General features: G+C 61.6%; 14 protein-coding genes and 1 pseudogene. 10 read left to right on the plus strand and 5 right to left on the minus strand.

Annotated features, from left to right (window positions below; genetic code table 11):
- The first annotated feature begins 160 nt into the window (after positions 1-160).
- Positions 161-1834: an electron transfer flavoprotein-ubiquinone oxidoreductase gene (locus IHE30_RS02290; protein WP_337688503.1), complete on the plus strand. Its 1674-nt coding sequence runs from the start codon at positions 161-163 to the stop codon at positions 1832-1834.
- Positions 1835-1888: 54 nt separating this feature from the next.
- On the opposite strand, the gene aroC is transcribed toward IHE30_RS02290, so the two are convergent.
- The 3 genes from aroC to IHE30_RS02305 all read right to left on the minus strand — a co-directional run bounded on the left by aroC (position 1889) and on the right by IHE30_RS02305 (position 5069).
- Positions 1889-2995, minus strand: coding sequence for a chorismate synthase (gene aroC / locus IHE30_RS02295; RefSeq protein WP_337688504.1), 1107 nt, complete (start codon positions 2993-2995; stop codon positions 1889-1891).
- 180 nt (positions 2996-3175) lie between these two features.
- A complete protein-coding gene (locus IHE30_RS02300) occupies positions 3176-3634 on the minus strand; it encodes a CBS domain-containing protein (protein WP_337688505.1) in 459 nt (152 codons plus the stop codon).
- 85 nt (positions 3635-3719) lie between these two features.
- Positions 3720-5069 carry a YihY family inner membrane protein gene (locus IHE30_RS02305; protein ID WP_337688506.1) on the minus strand — a complete coding sequence of 450 codons (1350 nt, stop codon included), beginning with the start codon at positions 5067-5069 and terminating at the stop codon, positions 3720-3722.
- A gap of 49 nt (positions 5070-5118) precedes the next feature.
- On the opposite strand from IHE30_RS02305, the gene wrbA reads away from it, so the two are divergent.
- Genes wrbA through IHE30_RS02320 form a run of 3 tightly spaced genes read left to right on the plus strand, consistent with a single transcriptional unit; the run spans position 5119 to position 7605 of the window.
- Positions 5119-5727: an NAD(P)H:quinone oxidoreductase gene (wrbA, locus tag IHE30_RS02310; protein ID WP_337688507.1), complete on the plus strand. Its 609-nt coding sequence runs from the start codon at positions 5119-5121 to the stop codon at positions 5725-5727.
- A complete protein-coding gene (locus tag IHE30_RS02315; protein ID WP_337688508.1) occupies positions 5724-6149 on the plus strand; it encodes a DUF2069 domain-containing protein in 426 nt (141 codons plus the stop codon). Before wrbA ends, IHE30_RS02315 begins: the two co-directional genes overlap by 4 nt.
- Positions 6150-6162: 13 nt before the next feature.
- A complete protein-coding gene (locus IHE30_RS02320) occupies positions 6163-7605 on the plus strand; it encodes an FAD-binding oxidoreductase (protein WP_337688509.1) in 1443 nt (480 codons plus the stop codon).
- Between the two features lie 3 nt (positions 7606-7608).
- Here the strand turns inward: IHE30_RS02320 and IHE30_RS02325 are convergent, their stop codons facing one another.
- The gene (locus IHE30_RS02325; protein WP_337688510.1) at positions 7609-8550 is read right to left on the minus strand and encodes a LysR family transcriptional regulator; all 942 of its coding nucleotides are present in this window, start codon (positions 8548-8550) and stop codon (positions 7609-7611) included.
- 158 nt (positions 8551-8708) lie between these two features.
- On the opposite strand from IHE30_RS02325, the gene IHE30_RS02330 reads away from it, so the two are divergent.
- The 6 genes from IHE30_RS02330 (at position 8709) to IHE30_RS02355 (ending at position 15852) form a co-directional block, all read left to right on the plus strand.
- Entirely contained in the window at positions 8709-10214 is a 1506-nt protein-coding gene (locus tag IHE30_RS02330) for an efflux transporter outer membrane subunit (protein ID WP_337688511.1), read from the plus strand.
- Complete coding sequence (locus IHE30_RS02335) at positions 10211-12418, plus strand: FUSC family protein (protein ID WP_337688513.1); 2208 nt, start codon at positions 10211-10213, stop codon at positions 12416-12418. Before IHE30_RS02330 ends, IHE30_RS02335 begins: the two co-directional genes overlap by 4 nt.
- Positions 12408-12608, plus strand: coding sequence for a DUF1656 domain-containing protein (locus IHE30_RS02340; protein ID WP_337688515.1), 201 nt, complete (start codon positions 12408-12410; stop codon positions 12606-12608). Before IHE30_RS02335 ends, IHE30_RS02340 begins: the two co-directional genes overlap by 11 nt.
- Positions 12609-12624: 16 nt before the next feature.
- Positions 12625-13512: an HlyD family secretion protein gene (locus IHE30_RS02345; RefSeq protein WP_337688516.1), complete on the plus strand. Its 888-nt coding sequence runs from the start codon at positions 12625-12627 to the stop codon at positions 13510-13512.
- Positions 13513-13519: 7 nt separating this feature from the next.
- Entirely contained in the window at positions 13520-13666 is a 147-nt protein-coding gene (locus IHE30_RS02350) for a hypothetical protein (RefSeq protein WP_337688518.1), read from the plus strand.
- Positions 13667-14487: 821 nt separating this feature from the next.
- Positions 14488-15852 (plus strand): hypothetical protein, encoded by a 1365-nt coding sequence (locus IHE30_RS02355; protein WP_337688520.1) that lies wholly within the window; start codon positions 14488-14490, stop codon positions 15850-15852.
- Between the two features lie 113 nt (positions 15853-15965).
- Here the strand turns inward: IHE30_RS02355 and IHE30_RS02360 are convergent.
- Positions 15966-16073 (minus strand): annotated as a pseudogene (locus IHE30_RS02360) (IS481 family transposase); the annotation flags it as partial.
- Between the last annotated feature and the right edge of the window lie 269 nt (positions 16074-16342).

Genomic DNA, 16342 nt, shown 5'->3' on the forward strand with positions numbered 1-16342 from the left:
CCCTTGTTCAGGTGGAGAAAACAGACCGTATCACATGACGCGTGATACGTTATCATAAAATAGAACGATCGTGCTAATTCACTGTCCTTCGGTTGCGGCCCCCGGTCGCTTCCCGGACAATGGCACCCGACTAAAACGCATTCTAACGGAGAGGACGTCAATGACCCCGCAAAGCTGGATCGAGCAATACGGGCCACGCGAGTCGATGGAGTACGACGTGGTGGTGGTGGGCGGTGGGCCGGCGGGGCTGTCGGCGGCGATCCGGCTCAAGCAGCAGGCAGCGGAGCAACAGGTGGAGCTGGCGGTGTGCGTGCTGGAGAAGGGCTCAGAGATTGGCGCGCACATCTTGTCGGGAGCGGTGATGGACCCGCGCGCGCTAAACGAGTTGATTCCGCAATGGCGTGAGCGAGGTGCGCCGCTGACGGTGCCCGTGGTAGAAGACCGGTTCCTGTTTTTGAGCCGCACGGGGGCGCTGAAGACGCCGAACTGGGCGTTGCCGGAGAACTTCAAGAACCACGGCAACTACGTGGTGAGCCTGGGCAACGTGACGCGTTGGCTGGGTCAGCAGGCCGAGGCGCTGGGAGTGGAGATCTTCCCGGGCTTTGCCGCGGCCGAGGTGCTGTACGACGCACGCGGCGCGGTGCGCGGGGTGGCCACCGGCAACCTAGGAGTGGGCAAGGACGGCCAGCCCACGGAGCACTTCCAGCTGGGCATGGAGCTGCATGCGAAGTACACGCTGTTCTGCGAGGGCGCACGCGGGCACCTGGGACGGCAGCTGCAGGAGCGCTTTGGGCTGCGCGAGGGGGTGGATCCACAAGTGTACGGCATCGGCATCAAGGAGCTGTGGGAGGTGGAGCCGGCACGGCACAAGCCGGGGCTGGTGATCCATACAGCGGGCTGGCCGCTGGATGCGAAGACCTACGGCGGCTCGTTCCTGTACCACCTGGATAACCGGCAGGTGGCGGTGGGGTTTGTGGTGGGGCTGGGCTATGAGAACCCGTACCTGTCACCGTTCGAGGAGTTTCAGCGCTACAAGACGCATCCGGCGATCCGCGCGTTCCTGGAAGGGGGCAAACGGGTGTCGTACGGGGCGCGCGCGATCACCGCGGGCGGGCTGATGTCGCTGCCCAAGCTCACGTTTGCGGGCGGGGCGCTGGTGGGGGACGAGGCGGGATTTCTGAACGCCTCGCGCATCAAGGGCAGCCATGCGGCGATCAAAACCGGGATGCTGGCCGCGGAGGCGGCGTTCGAGGCGTTGCAGGCAGGCCGTGGGCACGACGAGCTGCTTGCGTACCCGCAGGCGTTCGAGCGCTCGTGGCTGCACGAGGAGCTATACCGGGCACGCAACTTCAAGCAGTGGATGAGCAAGGGGCTGTACGTGGGCTCGCCAATGGTGTTCATCGAGCAGAAGCTGCTGGGTGGCAACGTGCCGTGGACGCTGCATCATCGGCATGCGGATCACGAGATGCTCAAGCCGGCGTCGCAGTGCCAGCCGATCGCGTACCCGAAGCCGGACGGCAAGCTCACATTCGATCGGCTCTCGTCAGTGTTCATCTCGAACACGAATCACGAGGAGAACCAGCCAGCGCACCTGACGCTCAAGGACGCGAGCGTGCCGGTGCACATCAACCTGCACGAGTACGCAGGCCCGGAGAGCCGCTACTGTCCGGCGGCGGTGTACGAGTTCGTGCGCGACGAAGATGGCGGCGAGCGGCTGGTGATCAACGCGCAGAACTGCGTGCACTGCAAGAGCTGCGACATCAAGGATCCGACGCAAAACATCGTGTGGGTCACGCCCGAAGGCGGCGGCGGCCCAAACTACCCGAACATGTGACGCCACGCAGCGGCGCACGACGCGACGCCGTCGCCCGCCGGACGCACTGCGGAATTACGCGCCCGGGGCGCGCGCGGCAATCGCCGGCGTCGATGTCTTGACGTCCGCGCATTGCGCGCGGTGCCGCAACGCATGGTCCATTAGCACCAGCGCAAGCATCGCTTCGGCAATTGGTGTCGCTCGGATCCCGACACACGGGTCATGGCGTCCGAACGTCTCGACCATCGCGGGCTCGCCAGCCTTGTCGATCGAGCGGCGCGGCGTACGTATGCTCGAGGTCGGCTTGATCGCGATCGACACGACGATATCCTGGCCGGTCGAAATGCCGCCCAGCACGCCGCCGGCATTGTTGCCCGCGAAGCCGGCGGGCGTCAACTCGTCGCCGTGCAGCGAGCCGCGCTGGCGCACGCTGTCAAATCCGGCGCCCATCTCCACGCCCTTCACTGCGTTGATCCCCATCATCGCATAGGCGATATCCGCATCCAACTTGTCGAACAACGGCGCGCCCCAGCCGAGTGGCACGCCGGAGGCAATCACCGAGATCCGGGCACCGATCGAGTCGCCGTCCTTGCGCAACGCATCCATGTACGCTTCAAGCTGCGGCACGATTTGCGCATTCGGTGCAAAAAAAGGATTGTTGGCCACATGCGCCCAATCCACGAACGGGATGTCGATTTCGCCCAACGCGCTCATGTAGCCGCGCACCTGGACGCCGAAGCGCTCCCGAAGCCACTTCTTCGCTACCGCTCCTGCCGCGACATTCGGCGCAGTCAGCCGCGCGGACGCGCGGCCGCCTCCACGGTAATCGCGCACACCATATTTTTGCCAGTATGGGTAGTCTGCATGGCCGGGCCGGAAAGTTTCCGCGATGTTGCCGTAATCCTTGCTGCGCTGGTCCGTATTGCGGATCAGCAACGCGATTGGCGTGCCGGTCGTCACGCCGTCGAACACGCCCGACAGAATCTCAACCCGGTCTTCCTCCTGGCGTTGCGTCACGTGCCGCGACGTGCCCGGCTTGCGGCGATCGAGCTCCATCTGGATATCAGCGTCGGCCAGCGCCAATCCTGGCGGACAGCCGTCGATCACACAGCCGATGGCCGGACCGTGCGACTCTCCGAAAGTCGTCACCGTGAAAAGCGTACCGAAAGTGTTGCCCGACATGCTGGTTGCCTGAAAATTGCTCAAGCCATCATTATGCCAGCGCTGTTGCGGCGCGCCGCGCCGCAGCGGTCTGGAATCCCCTTCCTGTGCGTCAGGCCAGCGCTTCGCCTCGGGCTTCCTTGCGTTTGCAGTCGCCCGCGACATGCTGGCCGCTGACCGTACGCCGGCCCCGCCACGGCTTCAGCGCGCCTCGCGCGCCTCTTCATCCTCCGGCCAGTCGCGAATATAGGCTTTGAGCATCCGGTTCTCAAACCCCTGCTCCTCAACCACCGCCTTGGCCACGTCATAGAACGAGATCACGCCCATCAGCGTGCGTTTTTCCATTACCGGCAAATAGCGCGCGTGACGCTCAAGCATCATGCGCCGTACCTCGTTGACATCTGTCTCCGGCGTACAAGTGAGCGGATGATCGTCCATCACTTTGCGGATCGTCACCGCATCGACCGAGCCGCCGCGATCGCGCAATGTCAGAATGATTTCGCGGAACGTCAGCATGCCGACCAGATCGCCGAATTCAATAACGACCAGCGAGCCAATGTCGTGTTCGGCCATGGTCTGAACCGCTTCGCGCAACGGCGTGTCGGGAGTGACGGTGTAGAGCACGTTGCCCTTGACCTTCAGGATATCGCTGACTCGCATGGCCTCCTCCTTGCATTGCGCAGCTTCGTGGACTGATCCTAGCCGAAAGACCGGTAAAAAGAAAGCATGGCACGCGGCGATCCGGCTAGACGGCCGCCACTGGCGAGGAGCGTGCGCTGTTGGCCCGCTCGGCTTGGGCGCCGCGACGGCGGCGCGCGGCCAGCAACGCAGCAAGCGGCACATCCAGGCCGCGATGGTCGAGCGCAGCGAGCAGCGTCGGGCCATCGACGTGCGCGGTGTCGAGATTGAGTTGATAAGTGAACTCGTTACGATCGATGACGAACAATTGATAGAGTTGACGCAGGCTCGCGTGCCGCGGATTCACAAGAAGCACATAGCGATCTAGATCGCGCTCGCGCCGTATCCGGGCGACCCAGTCGATTGCCTCGAGCTTGTCCAGCAGTCGGGCAGCCGTCTGCAACCCGCAGCGCTGCAACTGCGCCAGTTCATGCAGCGTGTAGCCGGCACGGCCCGCATCGCGAGCGTCATTGAGCCACGCAAGCAGCTCCAGCGTATCGAGCAGGTCGCTGCCTGCGTAATCGACGCGATGAAAGTGCCCGAGCCGGATCTCTGGCAGTGCGGACGTTAACATCGCGCCGAACAGTGTGATTAACCAGCTCAGGTAAACCCACAGCAGAAAAATCGGGATTGTCGCAAACGCGCCATACACGGCCGTATAGGTCGGAATGCGCCGGATATAGAGCCCGAAGCCTCGCTTGGCAAACTCAAACGCGATCGCTGCACACAGCCCACCAACGAGCGCATCGCGCCACGCCACCCGGCAGTTCGGTAAATAGACGTACGATAGCGTGAATGCCAGTACCGACAGCGCCAGCACCGCGCCGGTCAGCGCCCATTCGGCGAACACCGGCATCGCGCGCGACGCGGCGCCCGATGCCGCGCTGGCTGCGCCGGCCACGTTGGCGACCGCGCTGGCAAGCATTGAGTGCGTGAGCAGGTAGGACGATACCGATAGGCTTACGCCGATCAGCAGCGGCCCCAGCGTGATCACTGCCCAATAGACCAGGATACGCTGCGCAAGCGGGCGCGACTTACGTACGCGCCAGATCGTGTTGAACGCCGATTCGACGATCATCATCGTCATGACCGACGTGACTACAAGGGTGATCATCCCGACCGTCGTCAGCCTCTTCGCCTTTTCCGCGAACTGGTTCAGATACTTAAAAATTTGGCTGTTGATCTGCGCTGGCATCAGATGGTCGGCCAGAAAACCCTGTAATGATTGCTGGAATGACGCAAAGATCGGAAACGCGGTGAACAGCGCGAAGGCCACCGTCACCAGCGGCACTAGCGACAATACGGTCGTGAACGTGAGGCTACCCGCTACCTGCGGGATACGGTCCTCGGCGCTGCGAGTCGCGACAAAGTGCGCAAGCCGCTTCAGGGCATCCCAATCGATATCGAACTTCTTCAAAGGCCAACCCTCCTTACGTCTTCTATAATAATGGTTCACCGCACAGGTCATGAAAGACATACTCGTTCTCTACTACAGCCGCAACGGCGCCACCCGGGAACTCGCGCGGGCCATCGGCCGCGGCGTGGACAGCGTGCCCGGCGCACAAGCACGCATCCGCACCGTGCCGCCCGTCTCCACGGTCTGCGAGGCCACCAGGCCGGACATCCCCGACGATGGCCCGCCCTATGCGGAGTTGCGCGACCTAGCTGAGTGCGCCGGGCTCGCGCTGGGCTCGCCGACGCGCTTCGGCAATATGGCTGCGGCGCTGAAGTACTTCCTGGACGGCACGACGCCACAATGGCTTAGCGGCGCGCTAGCAGGCAAGCCCGCCTGCGTCTTCACGTCCACCGGCAGCCTGCACGGCGGCCAGGAAACCACACTGCTGTCCATGATGCTGCCCTTGTTACACCACGGGATGCTGATCGTCGGGCTCCCCTATACCGAATCCGCGCTGATGAGCACAACGAGCGGCGGCACGCCGTACGGTGCCTCTCACGTCGCCGGGGTGAATGGCGGCAACAATCCGGCTCCGCTGTCGTCGGACGAGAAAACGTTGGCGCACGCACTCGGCGCGCGGCTCGCCCGCGCGGCGCTCGCGCTGGCCGACAGGCCATGAACCGGCAGCCCAGCAACCCGGCGCTACGGACCGCGCAGCGGTTGCATCGGTTGTTGATGATCGCGATCGCCACGCTGCTCGCACTGGTCGTGTTGGCCGTGAGCTGGGAAATTTGGCTCGCGCCGCTGCGTCCCGGCGGCTCGGCGCTGGCCCTCAAGGCGCTGCCGCTGCTGCTGGTCGTGCCCGGACTGCTACGCGCCAGGCTGTATACGATGCAATGGTCGGCCATGCTGATTCTGGCCTATTTCGCGGAGGGAATCGTGCGCGCAACCAGTGATGCGGGCGCCGGTGCGCGCCTAGGCTGGATCGAGGCTGTGCTCGCCCTCGTCTATTTCGTCAGCGTGCTCGGCTATCTCGCGCCATTCAAGCGCGCTGCCCGGCGCGCCACCGCTACCGCTGACGCCTCGACTGAACATCGATGACGCTTTTCCACCGATGACGCTTCACGACACCGCCGCACTGCCCGCCTTTGTGCAAGCTTGCAAGCACGCGATCGGCGCGGACCAGGTATGGGATGACCCGGACGACATGTCGCCCTACGTGACAGATTGGCGCCGCCGGTACGTCGGCCGCGCCTGCGCGGTGCTGCATCCGGCGAGCACGGCGGAAGTCGCCACGCTGGTACGATTGGCCACCGAATTCAGCGTCGCGCTGGTGCCGCAAGGCGGCAACACCGGGCTGGCTGGCGGTGCCACGCCGGACGCCAGCGCACGGCAGGCAGTGCTCAGCCTGCGCCGCCTGAACCGCGTGCGCGCGGTGGACCCGATCAACGACACGATTACCGCAGAAGCCGGTTGCATCCTCGCACACGTGCAGGCCCACGCGTCGGACGCCGGCCGCTTGTTCCCGCTTAGCCTGGCGGCCGAAGGCAGCTGCACGTTGGGCGGCAACCTGGCGACGAACGCTGGCGGCACCGCGGTGCTACGCTACGGCAACGCGCGCGAACTGTGCCTGGGCCTGGAAGTCGTGACCGCGAAAGGTGAGGTCTGGAACGGCTTGCGCGGGCTGCGCAAGGACAACACCGGATACGACTTGCGCGATATTTTCATCGGCGCCGAAGGCACGCTGGGCATCATCACGGCAGCGGTAATGAAACTCTATCCGCAACCGGCCGCGCGCATCACCGCGCTGGCCGGCGTTGCCTCGCCGCACGCCGCGTTACAGCTCTTGGCGCTGGCCCGCGACACCGCCGGCGCGCTGCTGACCGGATTCGAGTTAATGTCCGACTTCTGCCTACGGCTGGTCACCCACCATTTCCCGTCGCAGCGATACCCATTCGCCGCCCCGCATGCGCAGATCGTGTTGCTCGAGTTATCCGACGGCGAAAGCGAGGCGCACGCAAGCCAGCTCATCGAGAGATTGATGGAGCGGGCATTCGAGCGCGGTATCGTCGACGATGCACTCGTGGCGCAAAGCCTAGCGCAGTCGAACGCATTGTGGGCGCTGCGCGAGCACATCCCGCTCGCGCAAGCCAACGAAGGGCTCAATATCAAGCACGACATCGCGGTGCCCAGCTCGCGCATCGGCGAATTCATCGACACTACCGACGCGGCGATTGCCGCAGCCGTGCCCGGCGCGCGGATGGTCACCTTCGGGCATCTAGGCGACGGCAACCTGCACTACAATGTACAGGCGCCCGTGGGGGTGGATCCGCGCGCCTTTCTGGCCGAGCACCAGGCACGCGTGAACCGGATTGTCTACGATAGCGTCCATGCGCACCACGGCACGATCAGCGCCGAGCACGGCGTCGGGCAATTAAAGATCGAGGACGTGGCACGCTACAAGTCGCCCGTGGAACTTGAATTGATGCGTGCGTTGAAAGCCGCGCTCGATCCCAGCAATGTGTTCAATCCCGGAAAAGTGCTGCACGGCGGCTAGTGACTAGCGCACCCCGAAGGTCTGCAATGCAGCCTCATCGGCCGCGAGTGTCTTCGGAATTTGCTCGCGCAGGAATTCAACCCAGGTCCGGATCTTCGCATCCAGGTATTGCCGCGACGCATACAGCGCATAAATCGTCATCTTTTGCATTTTGTGGTCGGGCAGCACGCGCACCAGCGTGCCATTGCGCAGCGCCGGCAACGCCGAAGGCGTGGGCAGCGCGCCAATGCCCATCCCCTCGCGCAGCGCCACCGCGAGTGCGTCTGCCACATTGACCTGGAACGTCGGCGCCGGCAGCTCGATCGTCTCGATGCCGTCCGGCCCGTCGAAGCGCCAGCGATCGCCGGGAAAGATCGATGTCACGATGCGCAGACATGTATGGCCGGCCAAATCCGAAACGCTTCGGGGCGTGCCATGCTTTTCTAGATAGGATGGAGACGCGCACAACACGCTATACGCGTCGCCAAGCCGCTGCGACACCAATCCAGAATCAGGCAGTTCATTCGCGCTGATCTGCAGCAAGACATCGTAGCCTTCATCGAGCAAATCCGGTACATGTTGGGACAGCGTCAGGTCGACCGAAACAGCGGGATAACGCTCCTGATAACGCGTGACAGCAGGCACCACGTAATACTGGCCGAAGCTGGTGGTCGCATGGATTCTGAGCCGGCCGGCGGGTCGCGCATGTGCGTCGGCGGCTTCGGCTTCGGCCTGATCGACGTAAGCGAGGATCTGCTCGCATCGCAGCAAATATCGCTCCCCCGCCTCCGTCAGCGCGATGCGCCGCGTCGTGCGATGCAACAAGCGGGTGCGCAGGTGCGCCTCCAAATCCGATACGGCCCGCGAGGCGTACGCCGTCGTCGTATTCATCTGCTGCGCCGCGGCCGTGAAGCTCTTGGCCTCCACAACGCGAACAAACACCCTCATGTTTTGCAGCGTATCCATAACGACCTTCCTATGCGGTTCGACAAGATTGTTGCACGATTTGCAAGATTAATTATTGCTTTTTTAGTAAAAAACTATCTCAAAGCCGTCAGTTATTCAGAAAATATTTCAAAATATAATTGTACCGACTAGTCACTTCGGGGTGTTTCGAGATAGCCGTGCGATCCGTCCGACGTTTCACCACGCTGACTCCCGCAATTTTTGCAAGCTACTTGATTATTGCGGGCTGTGCGAGTACCCAGGGCATCGCGCCTCGCGCCAAGCCGCTCGACGCCGGCCAACTCGATGCGTCCCAGGCCGTGTGTGCGGCAAGCGTCGATGCACAGTGGCCAAGCCAGCAATGGTGGAAAATATATCGCGATCCGCAGCTCGATCAGTGGATCACCGACGCGCTGGCTGGCTCGCCCAGCTTGGCCATGGCCCGGGATCGCGTACGGCAGGCGCAGGCGATGGCCGGCGTCGCGCGGGCCGATCTCGCGCCTCAACTCAACGGCAATCTGTCGATGACGCGGCAGCACTGGCCCGACAACGTGTATTACGGTCCTGGGCCGCTAGCCAACGCCGATACATGGAACAACACGATTGGACTGTCGTTGTCGTACAACCTAGACCTATGGGGTCACGATGAGAAGGCCGCCGAGCGCGCACTTGATGCGGCGCGCATGCAGGCGGTCGATGTCCGGGCGGCGCAACTCGAACTCGAGGTCAACATCGTGCGCGCCTACATCAAGCTGTCGCTCGCGTTCGCGCAACGGGACATCGCCGCGCAAACGCTGGCACACGAGCAGTCGATTGTCGACATTGCACGTCGGCGGCTGCAAGGCGGTATCGGGACCCAATTGGAACTCACGCAAGCGCAAGCTCGGCTACCCCAACGCGAACGCCAGATCGCGGCATTCGACGAACGGATCGCGCTTTTGCGCAACCAGCTTGCCGCGCTGGCCGGAAAAGGCCCGGGAGCGGGCGCCGCGCTGCAACGTCCAACGCTCTCGCTCCAGACGCCGGTGAGCCTGCCATCAAACTTGCCCGCCGAGTTGCTCGGTCATCGGCCGGACGTGGTCGCCGCGCGCTGGCGCGTAGCCGCCAACGCGGTGGGTATCGACGTTGCCAGGACCGCCTTCTATCCAAACGTCAATCTGTTGGCCTCGGTCGGCGGAATGTTCGTCGGCAGCGGGCCACTGGCCTTTCTGCTGTCCCAGGCGCATGCTGCCACGGTGGGGCCGGCAATCTCCCTGCCGATCTTCAACGGCGGGCGGCTGCGCGCCCAGCTGGATGCTGCCAGCGCCGGCTATGACCTGGCCGTCGATCAATACAATCAGACACTGGTTAATGCATTGAAGGACATTGCAGACCAGATCGTCACGTTGAAATCGCTTGATGTCCAGCAGGATGCGGCGCAGCGCGCGGTCGCTGTTGCCCAGCGCAGCTACGATCTGGCCTCCACCGGCTTTCGGCGCGGCTTGACCGACTACCTGGCCGTATTGAGCGCGCAAACCCAATTGTTGCAGGCACAACAGGACGCCGAGATCATCCACGCGTCGAAGCTGGCGGCCCGCGCGTCGCTGACGGCTGCGCTGGGCGGCGGACTGGTCGATCCGGCCGACGGCCCGTCCAACGAGGATCCACGCGTACCCAAGGCTGTCGCCCGGCAGGCATCGCCATGAGCAGCGCTACCTCCGTGCTGGCCCGGTTGACGTCATCGTCCGCATGGCGCGACACGGTGCGCGACTGGTTACGCACCGACGGCCGGGTATGGATTTATATATTCAAGACCGTCGGCGCCGCGTTGCTTGCGCTGGGCGTGGCCATGAAGCTGGACTTGCCGCAACCGCGTACCGCGATGACGACCGTGTTCATCGTCATGCAGCCGCAAAGCGGGATGGTGCTCGCCAAGAGCTTTTACCGGATCGTGGGGACTGTGGTTGGCTCGGTCGTGACGATCGCGCTGGTTTCGCTGTTTGCGCAACAGCGCGAGCTGTTTTTGCTGTCCGTATCGATCTGGGTGGGCATTTGTACCTTTGGCGCGGCGCGCAATCGCAACTTCCGCTCGTACGGATTCGTGCTTGCCGGCTATACCGCTGCGCTAGTGGGCATTCCGGCCGTTCAGCATGCGGACGGTGCGTTCATGGCGGCCGTGACAAGGGTCACGGAGGTCACGCTGGGCATCCTATGTGCCGGCGCGGTCAGCGCGCTGGTGCTGCCCCAGCACACCGCCGACGTGCTCCGCGCTACGGTCCGAGCGCGGTACCTCGCGTTCGTCGAATTTGTATCGGACACGCTGGCGGGCCGGATTGACCGCTCTCGCGCCGAACACACCAACGCGCGCTTTGCCGCCGATGTCGTCGGGTTAGAAGCGATGCGCAGCTTCGCGGTGTTCGAGGATCCGCGCAGCCGAATGCGCAGTGGCCGGCTGTCGCGGCTGAACACCGAGTTCATGAACGCGTCGACACGCTTTCATGCGTTACACCAGTTGATGAACCGTATCCGTGCAAGCGGCCAGGCCCAAGTCGTCGAGGCAATTGAACCGTATTTTCGCGAAGTTGCGCCGCTACTGCTAAAGGAAAACGGCGAACCCGTGCGCAACGCGGAGGAGGCACAGCACGTGGCGACACAGCTGCAGGCGTTCAAACAAGCCTTGCCGCGCCGCATGCGAGATACCCGAGTGCAGCTCGAGCAGCGTGAAGGCATCGCGCTGCTGGACTTCGATACCGCAGCCGAGTTGCTGTACCGATTCATCGACGAAATGCACGCGTACGCGCTCACGTACGCGTCGCTGAGCACGGACCTTCATGAACGCGAGCACGAGGCACAACGCTACATCCCGCGCACCCATACCGTGGCGGCGAGCGTGGCCGGCGTGCGGGCGGCCATCGCGATGCTGTTGTTCGCCGCATTCTGGATTGAGACCGCCTGGCCCAGCGGCGGCATGGCGGTGTTGAACGCGGCCGCCACGAGCGCGCTAGTCGCGTCGATGCCGCAGCCTGCTCAGGGTGCTGCGCAGATGGCGATGGGTACGATGGTCGCGGTGCTCGCCGGTTTCGTCGCGGTGTTCGGCATCTTTCCGCACCTGGACGGCTACACGTTGCTGTGCGCCACCCTTGCCCCCTTGCTGATGTTCGGCGTACTGATGTCCGCGCGTGCGGGCTGGGCCGCGTTTGGCATGGGCTATTGCGTATTCTTCTGCTTCCTGGCTGGCCCCGACAACGTCGTGCGCTACGACCCTTCGTCGTACATGAACGATGCCATTGCGCTCATTGCCTCGATGCTCGTCGTCGCGCTACTCAGTGCCATACTGTTGCCGCCGGCCAGTCCGTGGCTGCATAAGCAACTGCAGCGGGCCCTGCTGCACCAAGTCGTGGACGCATGCAACGCTCGACTGAGCCGGGCCCGCCAATACTTGGAAAGCGGCACGCGTGACCTGCTGCACCAAGCCAATGCAGTCACCGCGGATCGTCCGGACCTGCAAATGCGGATGCTATCGTGGACCTTTACCGTGCTCGAGGTCGGTCAGGCCGTAATCGAATTACGCACGGAACTCGACCGCCTTCCCGTCGCCCCCCGCTATTCGGCCAATATGCCGTGGCGGCAGGCCGCGCAGCACATGCTGAACACACTGGCCGCGTTGTTCTCCGCACCCAGCCATCGACGGCTCGTCGACGCACGCGCGGCGACCGAGACCAGTATCAACGCGGCGCTAGTCATGCTGCGCAGCGTCGCTGGGTCGCGCGATGACCGGCACAGGTTGCAACGTACTTTGAGCTATTTGCATTTCATCCGGACCGCTCTGCTCGATGCCCAATCCCCGCTCAGCGAGTTGACGCCCGGCCCGCATGACCCTCACCGACGAGATACCACCCATGCCGCGTGACATCGCATTGTTCGACGTCTACGTACCCATGCTCCTGCTCACCACGCTGGCCGGCACCGCATTGACCTGGGCGCTCGATCGCGTATTGGCCTCCTTTGGCGTGTATCGCCTGTTCTGGCACCCGTCGCTCGCCCGCGCGAGCCTGCTCACCTGTATCGTCTGCCTGTTCGGGCTCGCCATTTATCGTTGAATTAAAAGAGTCGGACATGAAACTTCGCCGTATCCTCAGCTTTTTTGCGACTATCGCGATCTTCGCCGTTGCCGTGCTGCTTGGTCGCGCGTTGTGGGCCCACTACATGGATTCGCCCTGGACCCGCGATGGACGCGTCAGGGCGGAGATCATCAATATCGCGCCGGACGTGTCGGGGCAGATTGTCGAGTTCTCGGTGCGGGACAATCAGTTCGTACATCGCGGCGACGTCCTGATGCGCATCGATCCGGACCATTACCGCATCGCCGTCCAGCAAGCCGAGGCGCTGGTCGCGGCACGCAAGGCGGATCTGCAGATGCGCCGTAACGATGCCGCACGACGCCGGGATCTGGATGCGCTGGTTGTTTCAAAGGAGAACCGCGAAAATGCCGTGATTCAGGCCGCCAGTGCCCAGGCCCAATATGAACAGGCGCTCGCGCAGCTCGCCGCGGCGAAGCTGAATCTGGAGCGCACGACCGTGGTCGCGCCAGTGGACGGCTATGTGACAAATCTGAATGCCTATCGCGGCGATTACGCCATCGCCGGGCAGCCTAAGCTAGCGCTCGTTGACAGCCACTCGTTCTGGGTCTACGGCTATTTCGAGGAAACTAAGATCCCGCTGCTCAAGATCGGCGACCCGGCCGAGATGCGACTGATGAGCGGCGCGGTATTGAAGGGCCATGTTGAAGGGATCTCGCGCGGCATCGCCGACCGCGACAACCCGATGAGCCGCGAACTGCTTGCCGACGTTAATCCAACCTTCAATTGGGTCCGCCTCGCGCAGCGTGTTCCAGTGCGCATCCATATTGATCAGGTGCCCGACGGCTTGATCCTGTCTGCCGGCACGACCTGCACGGTCGTGGTCAAGCCGGCCGCGGCAAACAGCGCCGGGCCGCGCACGTAGTTAGGCAGTGAGCGGCGCCGACCCGGCTGCGTTGATCCGCATCCATACCATCTGGCTGACGACGGAGCCCGTTGATAAGCAAGCCAGTGTCGATCTGCTGCTGGCGCGGATAGACTGGGTATTGGGCGCCGTACTCTCTTCCATGCTGAAGTAGTCTGTTTTCGACATGGTCTGCCATCGGGTATCTGTGTCCATCAACCTCAAGATGGACGCGTCGCCCGTCCGTCTACGGATGCTGGCTATGGTTTTCGCCTACTCTTGAGACATCTGTCCGAGTTGCACGCTTCAGCCGCATGCATTCCAACTAGCGGCATTACGTGTGCATAGAAGCCTCAAGGCCAACAGGCGTGCAAATCGTGTTCTTTTTCAGACACGACGACGGCTCGTGGCAAGTGTTTCCGCCAGCGACGAAGCGGCCCACGATGCGGGAGGCCTGGGGCGGGATTTTGTGATCACTCAGGCAGTGAACCGTAAGTCGATACTGCCGGACTTCAACTAGGCTCGACGAACCATCGCAGAAGGTTGAGTCATGGTGGGCGCTAGGCAGTCGTGGTTCATTGTAGAACCGCCAACGCTGGTTGAACAACTTAGTTTGAACTCGGCTTCGGATGTAATGGTCCAGCAGAAACCTGCACAGGTTAAGTGGTGTACATGAACAATGCAATGAACCGACTGCATTCAAGTCTGGAGGATCAGACGCCAGTTGAGGGATACTTCGACGCTGCCTGCGATCAAATTGGTAGCCTAATCGCCCCAAACGTTCTACTTATAAATCTTATAACACTGTCCGAATGAGTGAGGTCCCCTCTAAGATCGCCTCGTTTCGTCGAACGCAGCTTAACGCTTGATCATCAAGTACATCGACGATACATTACTTTGTGCCAGCGCAAAAATCTGACGCAAATTTGTGACAGTTTTCGAGCCATGGCCGGGCAGCGGAAAAGCGATACCTAGTCGCCTCTACTAGGAGGGGAAATGAAGCGGAAACGGACATACTCGGAGTCGGAACCGATACACGCCTTACCGAATAAACGCGCTCGACACTGGACAGGACAAAGTCGGCGGCGCAAGCTTTCTGAACCTACACTGGCCTCGGATGCACTACAGGATGCGCAGCAGCGCGAGTTTCATCAGCGTACTATCGAGTTAGTCCACAAGAGTCTAGCGGGTTTCGCCCAGCCACCACAGCGTCGGTTGCCCGAGCTAGAAGAAAAAAGCTTTTATTATGACGATCAGCACGATGCTAACAAACCTAAAATCGTTCACCAGGTAAAATATGGGCCCGCGGCCGCTATTAGTGACGCGGATAAGCAGTGGCTTAAGGAACATTATGGCGAAGATGTTAGTAAGCGCTACACTCAATATAATTCAAAACGGCCCTTTTACGCTGAGGCAGCACAACAAACGGGTCGCCCGCTAACCTACCAGGAAGCTGCGGTGAAGGAAGGTAAGGACCCTGGGTCGGCCAGCATTAACCACCTCATCGCGAGCGCAACTGGTCAGCATTTGATGAATCAAATGACATTACTGCACAGAGCGGGCGCGCAAGAATTCGAAGAAGCGGAAAAAGCGCGAAGTCAACTAGGTGATAATATCAAAGAGGATGACGCTCAATCTATCTGGGAAAAAAAACGGAAGGGGCTGGCAAAGCAGGCGGCAGCGATGGGCCGGCTACGCGGGTTCGGCCGTGCAATCTTAGCCGATGAATATGCTCGCCATGGTTATGGTACTGAATTACGCGATGTGTGGGTTGCCACTGATCACAATGCCAATATCTTAAAACGCAACCGGATGGCTGCCGACATCCAAAGGGCTCTTGAGGGAAAGACGAAGGCGGATCGACTCCAGGCCTATAAAAATTTCATGGCTAATACGTTCGACTCTACCGGCAATCTCCGACTCGGTCACGGCAAAGGAAATGGCCGGGTTTCTACGGGTTTCGATATGCCGATCACAGAGAAATCAACACCGACACCCCGCGGACGGCGTTTATTTGAAGCAAACTACAATTATGGCCTGCCTGAAATGCAAGTATCGGGTAAGGCGGACAACTTTAAACCCGGCATCTTTACCACTGTCCAAAAAACAGGAGAGCCCGAGCAAAATCTAACGAGCAGCCGATGGGCACCCCGTCCACCTAATTTATTTCAGCAGATTGCAAAATATATCGCTGCATCTAACACCCGCCTTGCAAAGCCCAGCACAGCGCCTGAAAACTTGTCGAACGCACAAGCAATCAACCGCTTTTGGTTTGCTACCCTGCGCCAGAGACTGCAACCGCAAAAACTGCACGAGTTAATTGCGTGGACGCGATTTCGCTCTTCATCAAGCGATTTTTGATGCCGACAGGCCGCCTTACCTCATCGCCTAAGTGACGAGTTGTTACATTTTTTGTATCGTAGCTGATCACAATGCCAAGGCACTGACCAGTGAGCACCCACGACACCCTAAGCACGAGGATTCCTGCGTGAGTAAAGCGCCCGTATTCGGAAGCGTGAGCAGTCGTCACTCGCCGTGTATTGATAAACACCCCGTGCGATCTTCATCGTGTCGATTTGGATATTCGAGCTTCACCCTGTGGTCAATCCGACCTTCTTCAATGCTGTCACATCCACTGACTCTTTAACCCCAATTAGTTGCTTCCATTTGACTTCAGCAATCACCTAGGTCACCGCGTCGTACGTCGCCTCACTACGCCGAGGGCATGACGCATGGCGTGCCGTAAGCGATCCAAGTGGCCGACAGGTGGCATTGCCCGAAGAATTTTGGCGATGCCATTGAGGGCGTGTTCGGCCGCTGCCAGCGCATATCTGCGAGGTTGCACGCCGGC

Origin of the sequence: Mycetohabitans sp. B46 (genome assembly GCF_037389205.1) — a bacterium.
Lineage (GTDB): Bacteria > Pseudomonadota > Gammaproteobacteria > Burkholderiales > Burkholderiaceae > Mycetohabitans.

Coding starts and splice junctions, on each gene's coding strand:
- IHE30_RS02300 (WP_337688505.1), bottom strand. CDS start 3,634: ATGCGAGTCAGCGATATCCTGAAGGTCAAGGGCAACGTGCTCTACACC.
- IHE30_RS02315 (WP_337688508.1), top strand. CDS start 5,724: ATGAACCGGCAGCCCAGCAACCCGGCGCTACGGACCGCGCAGCGGTTG.
- aroC (WP_337688504.1), bottom strand. CDS start 2,995: ATGTCGGGCAACACTTTCGGTACGCTTTTCACGGTGACGACTTTCGGA.
- IHE30_RS02335 (WP_337688513.1), top strand. CDS start 10,211: ATGAGCAGCGCTACCTCCGTGCTGGCCCGGTTGACGTCATCGTCCGCA.
- IHE30_RS02325 (WP_337688510.1), bottom strand. CDS start 8,550: ATGGATACGCTGCAAAACATGAGGGTGTTTGTTCGCGTTGTGGAGGCC.
- IHE30_RS02340 (WP_337688515.1), top strand. CDS start 12,408: ATGCCGCGTGACATCGCATTGTTCGACGTCTACGTACCCATGCTCCTG.
- wrbA (WP_337688507.1), top strand. CDS start 5,119: ATGAAAGACATACTCGTTCTCTACTACAGCCGCAACGGCGCCACCCGG.
- IHE30_RS02355 (WP_337688520.1), top strand. CDS start 14,488: ATGAAGCGGAAACGGACATACTCGGAGTCGGAACCGATACACGCCTTA.
- IHE30_RS02345 (WP_337688516.1), top strand. CDS start 12,625: ATGAAACTTCGCCGTATCCTCAGCTTTTTTGCGACTATCGCGATCTTC.
- IHE30_RS02320 (WP_337688509.1), top strand. CDS start 6,163: ATGACGCTTCACGACACCGCCGCACTGCCCGCCTTTGTGCAAGCTTGC.
- IHE30_RS02290 (WP_337688503.1), top strand. CDS start 161: ATGACCCCGCAAAGCTGGATCGAGCAATACGGGCCACGCGAGTCGATG.